Genomic DNA, 18,246 nt, shown 5'->3' with positions numbered 1-18,246 from the left:
TTTAACAGAATGGTGCGCTATTCACAGCTCAAGTATTAGAGTGCGGCTAAAAATCAGCGGCTGCGCACTTTGTTTTTCAGCAACTGGCTTTGTTCACGCTTCCAGTCTTTTTCACGTTCCACATCGCGTTTGTCATGCTGTTTCTTGCCTTTTGCCAGGCCGATCTGCACTTTCACCCGGCCACGCGTGAAATGCATGTCCAGCGGCACTATGGTGTAACCGGCACGTTCCACCTTGCCGATCAGCTTGCCTATTTCTTCGTTATGCAGCAGCAACTTGCGTGTGCGTATCGCATCAGGGCGCACATGCGTAGAAGCCGCCCCCAGGGGCGTGACGTGGCAGCCTATCAGGTAGATCTCGCCGCGCATGATCACCACATAGGCTTCTTTCAGGTTGATACGGTTATCGCGTATGGCCTTGACTTCCCAGCCTTCGAGCACGACACCGGCCTCGTACTTCTCTTCGATAAAGTAGTCAAAAAACGCTTTTTTATTTTGCGCGATGGTCATAACGCTGGTTTGCTGGCTTAAATCACTTAAAATAGCATTTTAACCCAAAACCAAACTCCGTTCCGGCGCTATAGTTAATAATGGCTCAAGTAGAAAAAACCGTATTGGTCATGCATTCCTGCGCAACCATGTTTCAACTGGTGGACGCGGTAGAGGATTACGCCAGCTTTTTACCGTGGTGTGGCGGCAGTGACGTGCTAGAACGCACAGAACAGGTGACCCAGGCGACCATCCATATCCGCTACCACGGCATAGTGCAACACTTCACCACCCGCAACCACAAACAGTTTCCGCATCAGATGGATATCACCCTGGTGGATGGCCCGTTCAAGCAGCTGACCGGCCACTGGCACTTCACCCCCTTGCGTGAGGATGCCTGCAAAATCGAATTCAAACTGGAATATGTGTTTGCCAACGGCCTGATAGAACGCATCATCGCGCCGGTATTCAGCCATATCGCCAATACGTTTGTCGACAGCTTTGTCAAACAGGCCGACAAGCTTTATTCCAAGTGATGATGGATCTATGCGTGCAGTGATCCATGCGTGAAGCGCTTACAGATATGATGACGGTGGAAGTCGCGTATGCACTGCCGCAGAAACAGTGGCTGATCGCGATCAGCGTCCCCGGCGGGACCACTGCGCTGCAAGCCATTCAGCGATCAGGGCTGTTGCAGGAGCTGCCTGAACTATCGGTTGAGCAGTGCAAGATAGGCGTGTTTGGCAAGATAGTCAGTCGCGATACTGTATTACAGGCCCTGGACCGGGTGGAGATCTACCGGCCGCTGATCGCCGACCCTAAACAGGCTCGCAGACTGCGAGCTGCGCTAAAAGATAAGTTGACCGAAAAAAAGCAGGCTGCCAAAACTGGTCAGCAAAAACCCAAAAAAGCTTGACCTTAGCCAGGTCAGCGTTCGTCAACTGGACAATTTTCGTCAATCTCGAACTGGGCACGGGCCAGATTCTCACGGATCTGCTCATCGCTTAAATACTCTTTCTCACCGAGCTCGTTGACGTTTTGCATGCGCCCGCCCACCGCATAATTGCGGTAATTAGAGCGTGCGGCGGCACAGTTTTGCGCTTTCATACGGGTTTCTGCAGCCAGGGCCACCGCCGCCGCTTCATCGGAGAGCGGCTTACGCAACTGGCCTTTTCCGGCCGCGCTATCGTTATCTGCAGGGGTGGCTGGTACATCCTCTTTATAAGCATCGGCGCGGGTCAACGGGTATTCACTGGAGACTTTGGTGGCTTTGATCTGCTGGGCTGCCTGCTTGCCTTCCGCTGGCGGCACGTCCGAATAATTCATCACCCCTTTGGCATCACGCCATTTATATATCTCGGCGTGCGCGGGTATATGCAAAATACAAATCATGCATACGATATTCCGAATCACTTTCATTAATCTCACGTTCAATTCCCGCCTTAACAGTCTGTGCCCATGCCCGGCATTCGAAATAGCCATGCATAAACCATGCCAGACAGTGCTGTTTTAGCAGCCAAAAATGCAAAACGCTTTGTCAAGCTAAAACGAAATCGGTATAATTATATTTTGGAGATAAGGATTCCACATGCGTTTGTTGCAACAAGCTCTAACCTTTGACGATGTTTTACTCGTTCCAGCCCATTCTACCGTGATGCCTCGTGATGTCAGCTTGCGCACAAAACTCACAAAAAGCATCACTTTAAACATCCCCCTACTTTCTGCAGCCATGGACACCGTGACGGAAGCCCGCATGGCGATCGCACTGGCACAGTTGGGTGGCATGGGTATCATCCACAAGAACATGTCGATAGAGATGCAGGCTTCACGCGTCTCGCGCGTCAAACGCTTTGAATCCGGCGTCGTGATAGACCCGGTGACCATACACCCGGCGATGACAGTGCGCGAAGTGATAGAGCTGACCAAGCATCACAAGATCTCCGGCTTGCCGGTATTGCAGGATGGCAAAGTGGTCGGCATAGTCACCAACCGCGATCTGCGTTTTGAGACCAACCTGGACCAGGCTGTCAGCAATGTCATGACCTCGCAAGACCGCCTGGTGACAGTACGTGAAGGTGCCAGCCGCGAAGAGATCATGGGTTTGCTGCATAAACACCGCCTGGAACGCCTGCTGGTGATAGGCGAGCAATATGAGCTCAAGGGCCTGATCACCGTTAAAGACATACAAAAATCCAGCGACCATCCGCTGGCCTGTAAAGATGAAAAAGGCCGTTTGCTGGTCGGTGCTGCAGTCGGTGTCGGTGACGGTACCGATGAACGTATCGCCGCCCTGGTTGAAGCAGGTGTGGATGCTATCGTGGTGGATACTGCGCATGGCCACTCACAAGGCGTGCTCGACCGCGTGAAATGGGCCAAGACCCGTTACCCTGACCTGCAAGTGATAGGCGGCAATATCGCCACCGCCGATGCTGCGCTCGCACTGGTAGACCACGGTGCCGATTGCGTCAAAGTCGGCATAGGCCCCGGCTCTATCTGTACTACCCGTATCGTGGCCGGTGTCGGTGTGCCGCAGATCACTGCCATCAGCAATGTCGCCAAGGCGCTGGAAAAATCCGGCGTGCCTTTTATTGCCGATGGCGGTATCCGTTTCTCAGGTGATATTTCCAAAGCGATCGCAGCCGGTGCCAACAGTGTGATGCTGGGTGGCATGTTTGCCGGTACAGAAGAAGCGCCTGGCGAAGTCGAGTTATACCAGGGCCGTTCTTATAAGTCTTATCGTGGCATGGGTTCTATCGGAGCCATGCAAAAAGGCTCTTCTGACCGCTATTTCCAGGAAAGCTCCAACGCTGACAAGCTGGTGCCTGAAGGCATTGAAGGCCGTGTGCCTTACAAAGGCAGCGTAGTGGCAGTCGTGCATCAACTGATGGGTGGCCTGCGTGCTTCCATGGGTTATGTCGGCTGCTCCACGATTGAAGACATGCGCAGCAAAGCCGAATTCGTACAGATCACCAGTGCCGGCATGCATGAATCGCATGTGCACGATGTGCAGATCACTAAAGAAGCACCGAACTACCGTATTGATTAAATTAACTTTCAAACACTAAACCTGGCCACAGAGGACACAGAGGACGCAGAGATTTTTCTCTGACCCCCCTGTGTCCTCTGTGCACTCTGTGGCTAAAAAAATGTCTCACTCAAAAATCCTTATTCTTGATTTCGGTTCGCAAGTAACGCAGCTGATCGCCCGCCGTGTGCGCGAAGCTCATGTCTACTGTGAAATCCATCCCTGTGATGTGTCGGACGAATTTGTTCGCAACTTTGGTGCTGACGGCATCATCCTCAGCGGCAGCCATGCCAGCGTATATGAAGAGGAAACCGATCAGGCGCCGCAGGCCGCGTTTGAACTCGGCATCCCGGTGCTTGGTATCTGCTATGGCATGCAAACCATGGCGCAGCAACTGGGCGGCAAGGTAGAAGCAGGCCAGAAACGCGAATTCGGCTATGCCCAGGTACGCGCACGTGGACACTCTGCGCTGTTCCGCGACATTCAGGATGCGACCAATGAACAAGGTCACGGTCTGATAGACGTATGGATGAGCCATGGCGATAAAGTCACCGAGTTGCCAGCCGGCTTTAAAGTGATCGCCAGCAATGACACCACCCCTATCGCCGCCATGGCCGACGAAGAACGCAAGTTCTACGCCGTGCAGTTTCACCCTGAAGTCACGCATACCAGACAAGGCCAGGCCATGCTGGAGCGTTTTGTCCTAGAGATCTGTGCCGCAAGACCTGACTGGGTCATGGGCGACTATATTGCCGAAGCCGTGGCCAGTATCAAGGCACAAGTCGGTGATGAAGAAGTCATCCTCGGCTTGTCCGGCGGCGTCGATTCCTCGGTGGCTGCGGCATTGATACACCGTGCCATTGGCGACCAGCTGACCTGCGTATTCGTAGACCACGGCCTGTTGCGCCTCAACGAAGGCGATATGGTGATGGAAATGTTTGCCGGCCGCCTGCACGCGAATGTGATCCGTGTCGATGCCAGTGCGCAATTCATGGGCAAACTGGCCGGGGTCAGTGACCCGGAAGCCAAGCGCAAGATCATAGGCGGCGAGTTTGTAGAAGTATTCAAGGCCGAAGCCGCCAAACTCAAGGCCAGCGGCGGTGGACACAAAGGCGCGACCTTTCTGGCGCAAGGCACTATCTACCCGGACGTGATTGAATCCGGCGGTGCCAAATCCAAGAAAGCCGTTACCATCAAAAGCCATCACAACGTAGGCGGTTTGCCGGAACAGCTGGGCCTGAAGCTGCTGGAACCATTGCGTGAACTGTTTAAAGATGAAGTACGCGAACTCGGCGTCGCCCTGGGCTTGCCGCGCGACATGGTCTACAGGCACCCTTTCCCCGGCCCTGGCCTGGGCGTACGTATCCTCGGTGAAGTGAAAGCCGAATTCGCCTTGCTACTGCAACGTGCCGATGCCATTTTTATTGAAGAATTACGTAATACCGTAGACGAAAAATCCGGCAAAACCTGGTACGACCTGACCAGCCAGGCCTTTACCGTGTTTCTGCCGGTGAAATCGGTAGGCGTGATGGGCGATGGCCGCACTTATGACTATGTGGTGGCCCTGCGTGCGGTGGTGACCAGCGACTTTATGACTGCGCACTGGGCAGAATTACCTTATAGCCTGTTAGGCAGAGTATCCAACCGCATCATTAACGAAGTGCGCGGCATCAACCGGGTGGTTTACGATATTTCCGGCAAACCACCGGCCACCATAGAGTGGGAATAAACCCCGATTTTTGATTCGATCTCACATTAAACAGAGAACAAGACGATGAGCACAAAACCGATTATCCTCACTGGCGACCGCCCTACCGGACCTTTGCATCTGGGGCATTTTGTCGGCAGTTTGCGCAACCGCGTCAAATACCAGCACGAATACAAGCAATACGTGATGCTGGCTGACGCACAGGCGCTGACCGACAATATGGATGATATTGATAAAGTGCACCGCAATGTGGTGGAAGTGGCGCTGGATTACCTGGCGGTGGGCATAGACCCCAAGCTCTCGACCATTTTCATCCAGTCACAAGTGCCTGAGCTGACCGAACTGGCGTTTTACTACCTCAATCTGGTCACTGTCGCGCGCCTGGAAAGAAACCCGACCGTGAAAGAGGAGATCCGTCTGCGCGACTTTGAGCGCGATATTCCCGCCGGCTTTCTCACCTACCCGGTCAGCCAGGCGGCAGATATCACCGCATTCAAGGCGACTCTGGTGCCAGTGGGCGAAGATCAGATCCCTATGATAGAACAGACCAACGAGATCGTACGCCGCTTTAACCGCACCTATAAAAATGCCAGCACCAGGAAGGAGATTCTGGTGGAAACCAAGGCGCTGGTGCCGGAACTGGGCCGTTTGCCCGGCATTGATGGCAAAGCCAAAATGAGTAAATCGCTGGGCAATGTGATCAACCTGGGGGCGACTGCTGACGAGATCAGCAAGGCGGTGAAAAAAGTCTACACCGACCCGCTGCACTTAAAGATAGAAGACCCTGGCCATGTAGAAGGCAATATTGCCTTTACCTACCTGGATGCGTTTGATACCGACAAAGCGGCCGTGGCCGAACTCAAAGCGCATTACACGCGTGGCGGCCTGGCAGACAGCATAGTAAAAAAACGGCTGGAAGCAGTATTGCAGGAAATGCTGGAACCTATACGCACGCGCCGTGCCGAACTGGCTGACGATAAAGGCTATATTTTGCAGTTGCTGCGTGAAGGCACTGAGCAGGCACGCGAAGTGGCAGCACAAACCATGAGTGAAGTGAGAGCTGCGCTCGGCTTGACTTACTTCTAATAGATTTCAGCCAACAGGAAACGATGATACCTAAAGCATGAGTCGCGGATTTGTAAAGGAAGACGACCTTGAACGGGCTGGCACTGACCTGCCGGAGCGCCCTGTCAGTCCGCATGCAAATTATGTGACGCCTGCCGGCCTGCAGCAGTTACAGCAAAGCGCCAAAACGCTAGAGAGCGAACGCGCGGAATACACCAGGCGCAAGGAAGAAACCAATGCGCAACAAAAGCTGGCAGAGATAGATCGCGACTTGCGTTATTTTGTCGCCAGGCTGGAGTCTGTTCAACTGGTCACACCAGAGCAGCAGCCACAACATACAGTGCTGTTTGGCGCCAAAGTCACGGTTGAAGATGAAGACGGTGAACAGCAGCAGTTCCAGATCGTCGGTGAAGACGAAGCGGATATCGCCCAGCACAAAGTCAGTTATGTGTCGCCGCTGGCAAAAGCATTGCTGGGCCGCAAGGTGGGAGACAGCACCGTTTGGCAACGCCCGGCCGGTGCCATGCAGTTAGACATTTTAAATATTGAATATTGAAGAAGCACATGAACGTATCACAAGCCATACACGAGCGGCGCTCGATTAAAAGCTACGACGCCAGCCACCGCATGACAGAAGCCGAGATAGAGCAGCTGCTGTCGCTGGCCATGCTGTCGCCGACCGCATTCAATATCCAGCACTGGCGTTTTGTGGTGGTGACTGACCCGGTGCTGCGTCACCAGATTCGCGCCGTCAGCTGGAACCAGGCTCAGGTCACCGATGCCTCTTTGCTGATCATTTTAACGGTAGACCTCAAAGCCTGGCAGAAAGATCCGGCCCGTTACTGTGCCAGCGCGCCTGAACCAGTACGCGAGTATCTGGTGAATGCTATCCTTGGCTACTATCAGGACCATGCCCAGGCCGAGCGCGATGAAGGCATGCGTTCCGGCGGCATGGCGGCGATGACGCTGATGCTGGCCGCCAAGGAAATGGGCTATGACACCTGCCCTATGGATGGCTTCGAGTTTGACGCCGTTGCCAAACTGATCAACCTGCCGGCAGACCATGTGCCGGTCATGTTCGTGGTGGTCGGCAAAGCATTGGAGGCAGCGAAACCGCGCGGCGGGCAACTGCCCATGCATGAAGTCGTCGTCTATAACCGTTTTGAATAAGCTGCGCACCTTTTACAAGATCGCATCCCCAGTTAACTATTTTTTGAGAGTTCTTGCATGTTAGTTGCAAACAATATCACCATGCAGTTTGGCTCCAAGCCACTGTTTGAAAATGTCTCCGTTAAATTCGGCGACGGTAACCGTTATGGCCTGATAGGCGCTAATGGTTGCGGAAAATCCACCTTTATGAAGATTCTGGCCGGCGTGCTGGAGCCCAGCAGCGGCAATATCAGCCTGGACCCTAACGAGCGTATGGCTTTCCTGAAGCAGGACCAGTTCGCCTATGAAGACCAGCGCGTGCTGGATGTGGTCATGATGGGCCACGAACAGATGTGGAAAGCCATGCAGGAGCGTGACGCGATCTACGCCAACCTCGAAGCGACTGAGGATGACTACATGCGCGCGGCAGAACTCGAAGGCGAGTTCGCCGAGTATGACGGCTACACCGCTGAAGCGCGTGCTGGCGAATTGCTGCTGGGCGTTGGTATCCCTATCGAGCAGCATACCGGCCCTATGAGCGCGGTTGCGCCAGGCTGGAAACTGCGCGTGTTGCTGGTGCAGGCCCTGTTCGCCAACCCGGACGTGTTACTGCTGGATGAGCCGACCAACAACCTGGATATCAACACCATACGCTGGCTGGAAGATATCGTGAATAACCGTGACTGTACCATGGTGATCATCTCGCATGACCGCCACTTTCTGAATCAGGTGTGTACGCATACCTGCGACATGGATTACGGCAAGATCACCTCTTACCCGGGTAACTATGACGATTACATGGAAGCCAGCATCGCTGCACGTAATCAGCAGGCCAAAGACAACGCCAAAGCCAAACAGCAGATCGCTGACCTGCAGGACTTTGTACGCCGCTTCTCGGCCAATGCGTCTAAAGCCAAACAGGCCACCAGCCGCGCCAAGCAGATCGACAAGATCAAGGTCGAGGAATTCAAGCCTTCCAGCCGCCAGTACCCGTTTATCCGCTTTGAGTATGACGAGAGGGAAAAACTGCACCGCAATGCGGTTGAGCTGAAAAAACTCAGCCATGGCTTTGATAAACCCTTGTTCAATGGCGTTGAAATGATGTTTGAAGCCGGTGAAAAAGTAGCGATCATAGGCGAGAACGGCATTGGTAAAACCACCTTCTTGCGCTGCCTGGCTGGCGACCTGCAAGCCAAGCACGGTGAAGTGAAATGGGCAGAAAAAGCCAATCTCGGTTATTTCGCGCAAGACCATGAATACGAGTTTGAAAAAGGTGAAGACCTGTTTGAATGGATGACCGCACAACGCCAGCAAGGTGATGATGACAACACGGTACGCAGCATGCTGGGCCGTCTGCTGTTTCCCACCGAGGCGACCAAGAAATCAGTCAAAGTGCTGTCAGGTGGTGAAAAAGGCCGCATGCTGTATGGCAAGCTGATGCTGGCCAAAACCAATGTGTTACTGATGGACGAACCGACCAACCATATGGATATGGAATCCATAGAAGCGCTCAACACCGCGCTGGACAAGTATAAAGGCACCCTGTTCTTTGTCAGCCATGACAGGGAATTCGTCAGTTCTATCGCCACCCGCATCATTGAGATCAAGGCCGACGGCATCGTTGATTTCACTGGCAACTATGAGGATTACCTGGCCAGCCAGGGTATAGAGTAAAGCGATGACGTACCAGGTGGCTGCGTCACTTGTTGCGTCTTTGCTTGCGATACATTCAGATACATAAGCCTGCAGCCCTGACAAACACCCGATACATTCGGGTGTTTTAATGTCAACATTGCAATTTCGCAATGATGACTGAAGGATACATGATGAAACTAAAAAAACTGGCTATCGCAGGTGCTCTGGTTTTAGTCTCTATGGCTGCCTTTGCAGACGGCGCCACTTGTGGCAAAGGTAAATTCGACAAAGCCCAATGGCAAGAACATAAACTGGAGCACTTTGAAAAGCACCAGGAAAAACTGCACACCGTGCTACAACTGAACGCGACGCAGGAAACCGCCTGGAACAGCTATCAGGCGCAGATCAAGCCTAAGGAAAAAGGCGAGCACCCTGACTTTGCCGAACTCGACAAACTGGGCACCATACAGCGCCTGGATAAAATGGAAGCCTGGGATAAAACGCGTGATGCACGCCAGGCCGAGCGTTCAAAAGCCATACGCACTTTCTATGCACAATTGAACGATGCGCAGAAAAAGGTGTTTGACGAGAATGCCTTCCCGCACCCTCATCATGGCGGACGTGGTCACGATCATGGCGGCCCGCAGCATGACAAACCACACCAGGACAAGCCACGATCATAATCGTAGCTAATGCTTATAAACCGGCCTGAATGGCCGGTTTTGTGCTCAAATATTTACTTCAACGCAAAGAGATAACCAGTGATGACCGAAACCAGCCACGAAACCCATGTTCTGGTGGTAGATGATGACGACGCCATCCGCGATCTGCTGTGTGATTTTCTGCATGAAAATCAACTGAGCACCCATCAGGCCGCCAATCATGCACAGATGTGGCAGGTGCTGCAGCAGAAAGTACCTGATGTGGTCATCCTCGATATCAATATGCCGCAGCGCAATGGCATAGAACTGTGTAGAGAGCTGCGTGAATCGCCCAAATACCATAGCATCCCCATCATCATGCTGACAGCGCGCAGCAGCTCGCTGGATACCATCATGGGCCTGGAGACTGGCGCGGATGATTATGTGGCCAAACCGTTCGAGCCGCTAGAATTACTTTCACGCATACGCAGCGTAGTGCGTCGTAGCCGCATGGCGGCTGAAAATTCAGGTAAGCATGTAGAAGAGCTGGATAACGGCATTCTGCGCTTTATTGCCTTTAACGAATGGACGCTGGACATTCAGAACCGCACATTGATCGATAAACTCAATACCAGCATCCCGCTCTCTAACGCAGAATTCAAGTTCTTGCGCTTTATGTTATTGCACGCCAACCGCCCGCTCAGCCGCGACCAGCTGATGGAAGAAATGCACGGCCGTGAAGCTGGCCCGTTTGACAGGTCTATAGACTTGCAGATCAGCAGGATACGGCAAAAGGTCGAAGTGGATAGCAAAAATCCCACTGTGATTAAAACCTTGCGCAATGAAGGTTACCTGCTCACCGCCAATGTGCGCTATCTCAAATAATGAGGCTTGAGGCTATGTTGAAAAACCTGCTAGGGGCGATGTCTGTCAGAATCTTCCTCATCACTGTCATCGGTATCCTGCTGACAGCGACCGTGGTCAATATGCTGGGGCAACGCGACTCACGCGTCAATGAATCACGCCTGCGTGATCAGTTTGCGTTTGACCGTATTGAAAGCATGATACGCATCCTTGAGATCACCGTGCCGGAGAAGCGCCAGGAGATCCAGCAAGTGTTCAACCGCATGGGCAGCAGCCTGAAACTGCACGCCAGGCCACCACAAAATGCCCAGACCCTGCCGGCAGAACTTGCCAACCTGAATACTTTGCTGGTGCCGGAAATCGCGGATCATATCAGTATCCTGGCGCTGGATCAGTGCGCCCCGCGCAACCGCCCGCCTCCACCGCCTTCCGGCTTTGGCCCTACGCCGCCGCAACTGCAAGGGTATTGCCTGGCGGTATATACCCATTTGCAGGATAACACGCCAGTGCTGATCCAGCTGCGTTATGGCGGCCATAGACCGCCTCCCGGTCACCCGGCAGAACGTAACCCGCTCGCCTTTCTGCTGGCCTTGCTCGGGCTGATCAGCATCATCTGGGTGGTAGCCTCGGTGGCGACGCAACCCTTGCGCAAACTGGCAAACGCCGCCCTGCAACTGGCACGCAATATAGAACATCCACCCCTGCCTGAAAACCAGGGCTCCACTGAAGTGCGCCATGCCGCCAAAGCCTTTAACGAGATGCAGCGCAGCATCCTCAATCACGTGCAGGAACGCGGCTTCATCCTCGGCGCGATCGCGCATGATCTGCAGACACCGTTGACCCGTTTACGCTTGCGGCTGGAAAAAGTCAAAGACCCGGAACTCAAGCAAAGCCTGGTCAAAGACCTCACCGCCACCCAGGAGATGGTGCGTGAAGGCCTGGACTTTGCCCGGTTATGCAGTGACAGCATAGATAAGAACCGCGTAGACCTGACCGCCCTCGCCAACGCCGTGTGTGATGACTTTGAAGAAGCAGGCTACCCGATCAACAAAACATTGCCGGCCGAAGCCATCACCATCATGGGCTCGGCGCACCTGCTCACCCGCTGCCTGAATAACCTGCTCAATAATGCCATACACTACGCCCTGGCGCCCGCTCTTACCATACAGCGCGACGATAAGCGCGTGACCTGCATCATCACCGATGAAGGCCCGGGTATTCCTGAACAAGAACTCGCAACCGTGCTGGAACCATTCCGCAGGCTGGAAGATTCGCGCTCGCGCCACACTGGCGGTACCGGGCTGGGGCTATCGATCGCGCGCATGATCGTTGAAAAACACGGCGGCAGCATGACCCTGAGCAACAAACCGGCGCCTGCGTCAGGGCTCATCATCCATATCGAATTGCCTTTGAACTAAGGTACTGACATAGCCGGGCTAACATATTGGCAAGCCAGATTTATATTGAAACCCGCCATGCGCCCGGTGTAGACTATTGCCGTTGCCAGGCAGTGGTTGCCTGTGCAAGATAGGAGAAGTGGCAGAGCTGGTTGAATGTACCTGACTCGAAATCAGGCATGCGTGAAAACGCATCGAGGGTTCGAATCCCTCCTTCTCCGCCAGCGTTGGCAGTACAGCGCTCAAAGCGCACTGCTAGCTTACAGATAACCTCAAACAATTCCCAGACACCTGCCTGTGATCGCCGGGGTCCCACTCAAGAAAATTCGGGAATAACTCCCATATACACGATTAATGATTCCCTGCATTCTAGCTAAGGGCTAATTTGTCGACTAGGACAGGCTGAAACGAGGCGACTTGTTTCATCCTGGGCGAATCAGCCCCATCCCCATATTTAGTTTGTATGTAGTCTCCGAGTTTAAGGGCACCTGTCAAAGGGTGCCTTTTCTTTTTTTATCCTCTGCCAACACCACAGCGCTGACGTTAGCGTTTCATTCAAGCCACTTGCAAGCTTAGTCGCTGCATCTTCGATTAAAAATATCAGCCTGTGACGGCCTACGTTGTTTAACGTATTAATAAACAAGGCCTTAGGTGCGAGCATAGTGCCATAAGTCGTGCCAGCCCTGAGCCCTGGCACTGGATGCACACTGCCCTCTTGCCACTCCCCCTGCGCAAGATCAGCGCATAAAAATCGTATTCAAGGCATGGGCTATATACAAGCCTGCGATCAGCAGTGAACTGGCCATGATCAAGTTTCAGAATCACGCGATTTTGAACAACGCATTTGTGATTTTTTAATACAGTGGAGTCTTTAAAATGGCGGAACATACTTGTAGTCCCGGTTGTAATCATGGCATCACCCCGGAAAACGAGGGGCTGATTAAAGAAGAGTTTCACGAGGCCAGGCGTTCATTTCTGAAAGATGCGTTCGCGGTTGGCGGCAGTACGGCCGCATTGGGTGCGTTGGGCATTACCATGTCACAGAGTGCATTCGCTCAAAGCCCAAAGGTAGGTGCCGGTGCCGGGCGGGCCAGTCATTACTATGTGCCAGCCAATGATAAGACTGTGCACTGGGGCTTCTTCAGTAAATCACTCAAGCCATTGATTGAAGTTGAATCAGGCGATTATGTGACGCTGGAGACCCTGACCCACCACGCCAATGATGACGCCGAACGCATGGTGCGCGGTGACCCCGGCGCAGAAAGTGTTTTTTACTGGGACAGCAAACGCAAGGGAGTGGACCGCCGCGGTATAGGTGCCATGAATGCCAAGGTCGGCGCTGGCGGTGGTTTGGGCGTGCATATCTGCACCGGGCCGGTGGCCATTAAAGGGGCTGAACCCGGCGACATTCTGGAAGTGCGCATTGTCGATGTCACGCCGAGAGCCAGTGCTAATCCGCTATACAAAGGCAAGGCGTTTGGCAGTAATGCGGCGGCCTGGTGGGGCTTTCACTACGGCGATACGGTAGAAGAACCCAAGAAACGTGAAGTCATCACTATTTATGAGGTGGATGCGACAGGCGAAAGAAATTACGCCAGTGCCGTCTATAACTTCCGCTGGACACCGCAAACTGACCCGTTTGGCGTAGTGCACCCTATCATTGATTATCCAGGGGTGCCGGTAGACCACAAAACCATACAGGAAAACCACAATGTGCTTAAAAATGTGCGTGTGCCCATACGTCCGCACTTTGGCACCATGGGCGTGGCGCCAGCCGAAGCGGACATGGTCAATTCTATCCCGCCCAGCTATACCGGCGGCAATATAGATAACTGGCGCATAGGCAAAGGCGCGACCCTGTATTACCCGGTGTCGGTGGCAGGCGGTTTATTCTCGGTCGGTGACCCGCATGCGTCACAAGGTGATTCCGAGCTGTGTGGCACCGCGATCGAATGCTCACTCACCGGCACCTTCCAGCTGATACTGCATAAAAAAGCCAGTCTGCCCGGCACCCCGCTCGAAAGCCTGAAATATCCATTGCTGGAAACGCAGGATGAATGGTTGCTGCATGGCTTCAGCTACCCTAACTATCTGGCTGATTTGGGTGCGGATGCACAGAACAGCATTTTCGCCAAATCTTCAGTCGATCTGGCCTTGCGCGATGCTTATCGCAAGATGCGTGATTTTCTGATGAGTACGCAGGGATTAAGCGAAGATGAGGCTATTTCGCTGATGTCTATTGCAGTAGACTTTGGTATCACCCAGGTAGTCGATGGCAACTGGGGCGTACACGCCCTGGTGAAAAAAAGCATATTCCCGCCACGCAAAACCTGATCGCACAAAATCTGATCCCACAAAACCTGATCACGAGGCTGGCAAGCGTTTGGGCATTGCCCCTGCCAGCCCAAATGAAAAAAGCCGGTTGCCTCAGGCTAAACCGGCTTTCTGCTTTTCTTCAACAGGACGTTTAGCTTTCTTTCAACGCCCGTATCTCCGGCAAGTTGCGCCACCAGCCATACACATCCATGCCACAGCCAAACACATAGCGGTTGGGTACGTTTAAGCCGACCACGTCTGCTTTTAAGGGTTTGGCCAGACCGTTATCTTTCTCAGTCAGCACGGCAGTCAGCACCTGTTTGGCATTCGCCTGCTGGCAATGCTGCACCACTGCCGCCAGGGTGATCCCTTCATCCAGAATATCGTCCAGCACGACGACGGTTTGTCCACTGAGGTCGAACTCCGGCAGCCTGGCCCAGACGATGTCACTGCCGGCAGTGCCATGGTAACGATTGGCTTGCAGGTAATCCAGGCGCGCCGGCAGTTGCAGCCTTTGCATCAACTGCCCGGCCAGGTAAAGCCCGCCACGCATCACGCATAACAGCAGAATGGGTTGAGCGGCCAACCTGGCCTGCAAGGCATGGGCCATCTGGTCCAGTGCCTGCGCTACCTCGGCCGCACTGAACACAAGCTCAGAGTTGTCAAGCCAGTAGTCGGGCGACCGGGTGTTGGGATCTTGCATGCTGTTCTATATAAAAGTGACTTGAATACAGGATCAGATCGCCAGTGTTTTCAGGTATTCCCTGAAGCTGTCTGAGATCTCATCATGTTTTAGTGCCAGCTCAACGTTGGCTTGCATAAAGCCCAGCTTGCTACCGCAATCATAGCGTTTGCCTTTATAGCGGTAGGCTTTCACTTTTTCAAATTCCATTAAAGCAGCAATACCATCAGTCAGCTGTATTTCACCACCCTTGCCTGGTTTTACCTTTTCCAGGCAGTCAAAAATACGTGGCGATAAGACATAACGGCCGACCACCGCCAGGTTGGATGGGGCTTCTTCCGGCTTTGGCTTCTCTACCATGCCTTTGACTAACAGCAGATCATCAGTTTCCGGCACTGCATCCACCACGCCATAGCTGCTGGTTTCTTCAGGGGCAACTGTTTCAATGCCCAGGATAGAGCATTGGTTTTGCTCGTAGATATCCACCATCTGTTTAGTGATAGACACATCGCCACACAACAGGTCATCTGCCAGCAGCACGGCAAACGGCTCGTTACCTACCACAGGTTTGGCACATAACACTGCATGCCCAAGGCCCAGGGCCTGTGACTGGCGGATAAACACGCAGCTCACGCCTTTGGGCAAAATGCTGTGTACGATATCCAGCAACTTTTGTTTACCGGCGGCTTCGAGCTCGGCTTCCAGCTCATAGGCTTTATCAAAGTGGTCAGCGATAGAACGTTTGTTACGGCCGGTGATAAAGATCAACTCGGTGGCACCAGCGGCGATCGCCTCTTCAGCGGCGTATTGAATTAGTGGTTTGTCTACGATAGGCAACATTTCCTTGGGGCTGGCTTTGGTCGCCGGCAGAAAACGGGTCCCTAACCCGGCAACAGGAAACACTGCTTTTGTAATTCTTTTCATGGTCATATCCTAAGAAATTTCTAGTTATAAAATAAATAATATCAATCTGACATTAGCAGCGTGCAATTGATTTCAATTTTAACAAAAGAACCACACCTGCCAGTTATGCAGTGATCGCATTGGCAACGATCACCGGCCAATCACTGATCAATAATCCATACACCAGCCATAAAATGACACCCAGGGTGAAAATCGTGTACATAGGCAGCGAGATTCCACTCAGATCCCGCGTGCGCCACGATTTGATCACCTGTGGCACAAATGCTACCGTAGTGCAGATGGCCGCTATAGAGCCAATACAGGCATTTAAGCTGATCATTTCAAATCTTCTACTTCGGCACCGAAAGCCTGCAACTTGAGCTTTTTAAACTGGTCACGGAACTGGGCCGCTTTTTCAAACTCAAGGTTCTTGGCGGCGTCGTGCATGGCTTTTTCAATACGTTTCAGTTCTTTCATCAGCGTTTTTTCGCTCATGTTTTCGTAGCTGGCCTGCTCTTGCGCGGCCTTACGCTCGCGGTGCGCCTCATCCTTGTCGTATACGCCTTCAATGATATCCTTGATACGTTTGGTCACGCCTTTGGGGGTGATGCCGTGCTCGGCATTGAAAGCTTCCTGGATCGCACGGCGGCGATCGGCTTCGTCCATCGCCAGCTTCATGCTGCGGGTGATCTTGTTAGCGTAAAAGATGACCTTGCCATTCAGGTTACGCGCCGCACGGCCTGCGGTCTGTATCAGTGAACGTTCAGAACGCAAGAATCCTTCTTTATCCGCATCCAGCACCGCAACCAGCGAGACTTCCGGGATATCCAGGCCTTCGCGCAGCAGATTGATACCCACCAGCACATCAAACTCGCCCAGACGCAGGTCGCGTATGATCTCCACCCGTTCCACCGTTTCAATATCGCTGTGCAGGTAGCGCACTTTCACGCCATGTTCAGACAGGTAATCAGTGAGGTCTTCTGCCATGCGTTTGGTCAGCGTGGTGGTCAGCACGCGTTCACCCACCGCCACGCGCTCCCTGATCTCGCCCAGCAGGTCATCCACTTGCGTATCTGCCGGTTTGACTATGATCTTCGGGTCGACCAGGCCGGTCGGGCGGGCGATCATTTCCACCACTTGTTGCTGGTGGTTCTTTTCGTAATCTGCCGGTGTGGCCGAGACAAACACGCACTGGCGCATGATGCGCTCAAACTCTTCAAACTTGAGCGGACGGTTATCCATGGCTGAAGGCAGGCGCCAGCCATAATCGACCAGATTGGATTTGCGTGAACGGTCACCCAGGTACATGCCGCCTATCTGCGGCACGGTGACATGGCTTTCATCTATGATCATCAGGGCCTGCGCCGGTAAATAATCGATCAAGGTCGGCGGCGGGTCGCCGGGGTTGCGGCCGGTCAAATGGCGGCTGTAGTTTTCAATGCCTTTGCAGAAACCGATCTCGTTGAGCATTTCCAGATCGAACCGCGTGCGCTGTTCGATGCGTTGCGCTTCTACCAGTTTGCCATCCGCCAGAAAAGTCGCCACGCGGTCGCGCAATTCGACCTTGATGGTTTCCATCGCCCGCACGGTCGCTTCACGCGCAGTCACATAATGGCTGGAAGGGAAAATACGGAAGTTATGGATCTTGTTGAAGACCTGGCCGGTCAACGGGTCAAACAACTGTATGCTGTCTATCTCATCATCAAACAGGCTGATGCGTACCGCTGTTTCACTGTTTTCAGAAGGGAACACATCAATGATGTCACCGCGCACGCGGAAACAGCCACGGCCAAAATCAAAGTCGTTGCGGTCATACTGCATGGCGATCAGGCGCAAGACGACATCTTTTTGCGCGATCTTCAGGCCCTGGTGCACATGCAGTACCATGCCATGATATTCACCGGGGTCGCCGATACCATAAATGGCAGACACGGTAGCCACGATCACCGCATCTTCACGCTCAAGCAAGGCCTTGGTGGCTGCAAGCCGCAACTGCTCGATATGCTCGTTGATGCTGGAGTCTTTCTCGATAAACAGGTCGCGTGAGGGTACGTAGGCTTCCGGCTGGTAATAGTCATAGTAACTGACGAAATATTCCACCGCATTATTGGGAAAGAACTCCCTGAATTCACTGTATAACTGCGCCGCCAGCGTCTTGTTGGGCGCCATGACGATGGCAGGTTTGCCGGTACGCGCGATCACGTTGGCCATGGTATAAGTCTTACCCGAGCCGGTCACGCCGAGCAGGGTCTGAAACTTCAAACCATCTTCAATGCCCTTGGTGAGTTTTTCAATGGCCTGTGGCTGATCTCCAGCCGGGGGAAAAGGCTGATGCAACTCAAACTTGCTACCTGGAAAGGTGACGATCACAAA

General features: G+C 53.3%; 18 protein-coding genes and 1 tRNA gene. 13 read left to right on the top strand and 6 right to left on the bottom strand.

Going from position 1 to position 18,246, the window contains the following annotated elements; genetic code table 11:
- Positions 1 to 53 precede the first annotated feature (53 nt).
- On the bottom strand, positions 54 to 542 hold the full coding sequence (smpB, locus tag ACT6RZ_RS10475; RefSeq protein WP_444702122.1) for an SsrA-binding protein SmpB: 489 nt from the start codon (positions 540 to 542) through the stop codon (positions 54 to 56).
- A gap of 47 nt (positions 543 to 589) precedes the next feature.
- Between smpB and ACT6RZ_RS10470 the strand changes: the two genes are divergently transcribed.
- Both ACT6RZ_RS10470 and ACT6RZ_RS10465 read left to right on the top strand, forming a co-directional pair.
- A complete protein-coding gene (locus tag ACT6RZ_RS10470) occupies positions 590 to 1,024 on the top strand; it encodes a type II toxin-antitoxin system RatA family toxin (RefSeq protein WP_444702057.1) in 435 nt (144 codons plus the stop codon).
- A 26-nt stretch (positions 1,025 to 1,050) separates the two neighbouring features.
- Positions 1,051 to 1,404 (top strand): RnfH family protein, encoded by a 354-nt coding sequence (locus ACT6RZ_RS10465; RefSeq protein ID WP_444702056.1) that lies wholly within the window; start codon positions 1,051 to 1,053, stop codon positions 1,402 to 1,404.
- 11 nt (positions 1,405 to 1,415) lie between these two features.
- Here the strand turns inward: ACT6RZ_RS10465 and ACT6RZ_RS10460 are convergent, their stop codons facing one another.
- Positions 1,416 to 1,907 carry a DUF4124 domain-containing protein gene (locus ACT6RZ_RS10460; protein ID WP_444702055.1) on the bottom strand — a complete coding sequence of 164 codons (492 nt, stop codon included), beginning with the start codon at positions 1,905 to 1,907 and terminating at the stop codon, positions 1,416 to 1,418.
- A 169-nt stretch (positions 1,908 to 2,076) separates the two neighbouring features.
- Here ACT6RZ_RS10460 and guaB point away from each other — a divergent pair, with 169 nt between their 5' ends.
- From guaB to ACT6RZ_RS10405, 11 genes are all read left to right on the top strand, one after another.
- The gene (guaB, locus tag ACT6RZ_RS10455; RefSeq protein ID WP_444702054.1) at positions 2,077 to 3,534 is read left to right on the top strand and encodes an IMP dehydrogenase; all 1,458 of its coding nucleotides are present in this window, start codon (positions 2,077 to 2,079) and stop codon (positions 3,532 to 3,534) included.
- Positions 3,535 to 3,634: 100 nt separating this feature from the next.
- The gene (gene guaA, locus ACT6RZ_RS10450) at positions 3,635 to 5,242 is read left to right on the top strand and encodes a glutamine-hydrolyzing GMP synthase (RefSeq protein WP_444702053.1); all 1,608 of its coding nucleotides are present in this window, start codon (positions 3,635 to 3,637) and stop codon (positions 5,240 to 5,242) included.
- Positions 5,243 to 5,287: 45 nt separating this feature from the next.
- On the top strand, positions 5,288 to 6,307 hold the full coding sequence (trpS, locus tag ACT6RZ_RS10445) for a tryptophan--tRNA ligase (RefSeq protein WP_444702052.1): 1,020 nt from the start codon (positions 5,288 to 5,290) through the stop codon (positions 6,305 to 6,307).
- Positions 6,308 to 6,344: 37 nt separating this feature from the next.
- Positions 6,345 to 6,842 (top strand): GreA/GreB family elongation factor, encoded by a 498-nt coding sequence (locus tag ACT6RZ_RS10440; protein WP_444702051.1) that lies wholly within the window; start codon positions 6,345 to 6,347, stop codon positions 6,840 to 6,842.
- Between the two features lie 8 nt (positions 6,843 to 6,850).
- Positions 6,851 to 7,456 carry a nitroreductase family protein gene (locus ACT6RZ_RS10435; protein WP_444702050.1) on the top strand — a complete coding sequence of 202 codons (606 nt, stop codon included), beginning with the start codon at positions 6,851 to 6,853 and terminating at the stop codon, positions 7,454 to 7,456.
- A gap of 57 nt (positions 7,457 to 7,513) precedes the next feature.
- The gene (locus ACT6RZ_RS10430) at positions 7,514 to 9,109 is read left to right on the top strand and encodes an ABC-F family ATPase (RefSeq protein WP_442586668.1); all 1,596 of its coding nucleotides are present in this window, start codon (positions 7,514 to 7,516) and stop codon (positions 9,107 to 9,109) included.
- A gap of 152 nt (positions 9,110 to 9,261) precedes the next feature.
- Complete coding sequence (locus ACT6RZ_RS10425) at positions 9,262 to 9,753, top strand: Spy/CpxP family protein refolding chaperone (RefSeq protein ID WP_444702049.1); 492 nt, start codon at positions 9,262 to 9,264, stop codon at positions 9,751 to 9,753.
- Between the two features lie 81 nt (positions 9,754 to 9,834).
- Positions 9,835 to 10,596 carry a response regulator gene (locus ACT6RZ_RS10420; protein WP_444702048.1) on the top strand — a complete coding sequence of 254 codons (762 nt, stop codon included), beginning with the start codon at positions 9,835 to 9,837 and terminating at the stop codon, positions 10,594 to 10,596.
- Positions 10,597 to 10,610: 14 nt separating this feature from the next.
- The gene (locus ACT6RZ_RS10415) at positions 10,611 to 11,993 is read left to right on the top strand and encodes an ATP-binding protein (protein WP_444702047.1); all 1,383 of its coding nucleotides are present in this window, start codon (positions 10,611 to 10,613) and stop codon (positions 11,991 to 11,993) included.
- Positions 11,994 to 12,105: 112 nt separating this feature from the next.
- Positions 12,106 to 12,196, top strand: a tRNA-Ser gene (locus ACT6RZ_RS10410).
- 652 nt (positions 12,197 to 12,848) lie between these two features.
- Positions 12,849 to 14,306, top strand: a complete 1,458-nt coding sequence (locus tag ACT6RZ_RS10405; protein ID WP_444702046.1) for an acetamidase/formamidase family protein — start codon at positions 12,849 to 12,851, stop codon at positions 14,304 to 14,306.
- 133 nt (positions 14,307 to 14,439) lie between these two features.
- On the opposite strand, the gene ACT6RZ_RS10400 is transcribed toward ACT6RZ_RS10405, so the two are convergent.
- From ACT6RZ_RS10400 to uvrB, 4 genes are all read right to left on the bottom strand, one after another.
- Complete coding sequence (locus ACT6RZ_RS10400; RefSeq protein WP_444702045.1) at positions 14,440 to 14,991, bottom strand: hypoxanthine-guanine phosphoribosyltransferase; 552 nt, start codon at positions 14,989 to 14,991, stop codon at positions 14,440 to 14,442.
- 33 nt (positions 14,992 to 15,024) lie between these two features.
- Complete coding sequence (gene galU, locus ACT6RZ_RS10395) at positions 15,025 to 15,894, bottom strand: UTP--glucose-1-phosphate uridylyltransferase GalU (protein ID WP_444702044.1); 870 nt, start codon at positions 15,892 to 15,894, stop codon at positions 15,025 to 15,027.
- Between the two features lie 103 nt (positions 15,895 to 15,997).
- Positions 15,998 to 16,213 (bottom strand): SemiSWEET transporter, encoded by a 216-nt coding sequence (locus tag ACT6RZ_RS10390; RefSeq protein WP_444702043.1) that lies wholly within the window; start codon positions 16,211 to 16,213, stop codon positions 15,998 to 16,000.
- Positions 16,210 to 18,243 (bottom strand): excinuclease ABC subunit UvrB, encoded by a 2,034-nt coding sequence (gene uvrB / locus ACT6RZ_RS10385; RefSeq protein WP_444702042.1) that lies wholly within the window; start codon positions 18,241 to 18,243, stop codon positions 16,210 to 16,212. Before uvrB ends, ACT6RZ_RS10390 begins: the two co-directional genes overlap by 4 nt.
- Positions 18,244 to 18,246: the final 3 nt, after the last annotated feature.

The organism is Methylophilus sp. (assembly GCF_052437885.1).
Lineage (GTDB): Bacteria > Pseudomonadota > Gammaproteobacteria > Burkholderiales > Methylophilaceae > Methylophilus.
Note: the sequence above shows the minus strand (reverse complement) of the source record. Positions and strands in the feature narration are given on the sequence as shown.